Annotated in this window: 1 protein-coding gene; it reads right to left on the reverse strand. The window is 65.1% G+C overall.

Annotated elements, in window-relative coordinates:
• Positions 1 to 198: 198 nt before the first annotated feature.
• Positions 199 to 2,652, reverse strand: a 2,454-nt coding sequence (locus tag YU9_RS49485) for an AAA family ATPase (RefSeq protein WP_036019332.1), incomplete at its 5' end; no start/stop codon positions are given.

Here is a 2,652-nt window from a genome sequence, read left to right on the forward strand (position 1 = left end):
TGCGATGCTGGCCTCCAATCCAGTCAGCATCTTGAATCACAATCCGCCAAAAACCGGAATCCCTCCGATTCAATCAAGCGAGGAAATGCTCTAGATCTATCTCGACGCCGATTCTCGCACTGGAACTTCAGGGTGCGGGCACCGGCGGGGTTCTTCGGTTCTCGACAGCTTGGCCAAGTGACCAGCCATTCTCGTCGATCAACTACCGGCATCTCGGAACGGGTTCTTCGGCTCGGAGCTGGCGGTGATCTCGCACAGTGTTGCTCTGGCAGCCTGCAGGTCCGGTGTCCCGAAGCCCTCAGTGAACTGGCCATAGAGCGGGGTGAGCAGATCGTGAGCCTCGCCGGGCCGATCCTGTTCTCTCCACAATCGTGCGAGGCATGTCGCCGCGCGTAACTCCCACAGCTTGGCACGTTGCTTGCGGGCCGTCGCAGCCGCATGCCCGAACCGTGCTTCCGCGGCGCTAGAATCGGAGCTCGGCTGCCGCAGAATCAATTCGCCCTTCATTCGATGGAGCTCGGCCTCGAACCATCGCTCGCCGGTTTCCTCCACTCTGTCGAGCGCTTCGGTAACAAGATCCAAACCCTCGTTCACTGCGCCAGACCGGCCGTGGACCTCAGCAAGCAGGCTTCGGAAATAGGGCACCAGGAAGCCCGCTCCGGTGGCCTGCCACATCGCAAGTCCGTCTCGGATCTGCGTGATACCAGTCTCAAAATCCCCAGCCTCGCCCAGCGTCCAACCGCGAATGATGACGCCGGCTCCGAGGAAGTGTGGAGAGTCCTGCTCCGCTGCAAGTGCGATCAGCGCATTCGCCCGATCTCGGGCCTCGTCTCGGTCTTGGCGGAGCTGCGACAGAATGCAGCCGTAAAGCAGGGCATAGCCGAGAGTGTTGCGGTGGGACAACTTCTTCGCGTCCGTCAATGCCTCTTCGCTCCTCGCCCGGGCCTGCTCGGGATAACCGAGGGCGAATAGTCCCCAAGATAGAACGGACTGTCCCGCCACGCTTGGATCCTGCGCGAACAGGAAGGCAAGCGACCGATGGGCTGCGCGATCGTAGAGAGCGAGCGTCCGCTCCAAATGGGCGCGAGCAGCCACTAACTCACCGCGAAGTAACTCAGCTGTTCCGACGATGCGGTTGCCAATGGTTTCGGCCGCAGCATCGTTCTGTTCCTGGGCGCGCCGGAGTAAATCCTCGCCGGCAGTTCGACCGGCCTCGAGCTCCGCCCTCACGACGTGAAAAACCCACTTCCCGTAAAGAACAGGGAAGAGCCGCGACGAGTCGCCAAGGCGCTCGCACAGCTCTCGGGCTCGAGCGTTGGCTCGCCCCACCTCCGGTGCAGCCCACCCCTTAGCAGCCATCAGGGCGACGCCGAGGGCGATTTGCAGTTCGAGTTCGCGCCGCCATCGTGCAGCCTCCTCGGGCAGAGCCGGGATCAGTTCGAGCCCCTTGGTCAGTTGCGTGATCGCCTCTGCCGTGGCCGAGCGCGCGATCTCTGCTTGCCCTGCCCTGAGCCAATAGTCGATCGCCAGTTCGGCCAGCCCCGCCTCCATGTAATGATGGGCCAACAGTTCAGGCTGCGCCTGCACTGTCTCCGGAAAATGCTGCTCGATCGCGGCCGCGATCCGGGCGTGCAAGCGCGCCCGCTTCGCGCGGACGAGAGTCGCGTAGGCGGCGTCCTGCACGAGCGCGTGCTTGAAGCTGTAGGTCGCCTGAGGCGGCGTCCCGCGCCGGAACACCAGGCCCGAGCCGACAAGGTCGGCCAACGCCGCCTGTAGATCGCTCTCCGGCAGCGCCGCGGTCATCGCGAGCAGTTCGTGAGAGAATTCCCGGCCAATCGCGGCCGCGGCTTGGGCTACCTCACGGGCCGGGGCTAGCCGGTCGAGCCGGGCCAGCAGCGACTCCTGGAGCGTGGTTGGGATCGCCATCGGCGGTAGCGGCCCCGCGAGGGCGTAGCGGTCGCCCTCATCGCGAAGCAGATTGGTCTCGAGCACGGTCCGCGTCAGCTCCTCGACGAACAGGGGCACGCCATCGGTCTTGGCGACGATTTGGTCGAGCACCGCAGGAGGTAGCGCCTTGCCGCCGCTCAGCTGCGCGACCATGGCCGCGCCTTGCCGGCGGCTCAACCGGCTAAGGGTCAGCGCGGTGACATGGGGATAGCGCATCCAGGGCGGCCCGAACTCGGGCCGGAAGGTGATGAGAACGAGCACGGGGGCGCCTTGCACCCGGCCGACCAGGAGATCGAGCAGCTCAAGCGAGGTCGGATCTGCCCAGTGCACGTCCTCGTACAGGGCGAGGACGGGCCGGCGCCTTGCGAGTCCCAACACCTGATTGACCAGCTCCTCGAGCGTCCGCTCCTTCTGCCGATGTGGACTCATGTCGAGCGGCGGGTACCGCGCATTCGTCTCCAGCGACAGCAAGGCCGCGAGCAACGGAGCCACCGCGGTGACATCATCGGTCGATAGCGCAAGCAGCGCCTCGAGCTTGTCGAGCCGCGTTGCGGCAGAATCGTCCACGGCGAAGCCCGCCGCCCGCTCCAGCAAGCCGATCACCGGATAAAGCGGGCTGGTCTGATGGTGCGGCGAGCAGTAGTGGCCGAGGGCGGTATGCGGCTCATTCTCAAGTCGCCCGCGCAGCGCCCGCACGAGGCGCGA

Source organism: Bradyrhizobium sp. WSM1743 (genome assembly GCF_000473065.1).
GTDB lineage: Bacteria > Pseudomonadota > Alphaproteobacteria > Rhizobiales > Xanthobacteraceae > Bradyrhizobium.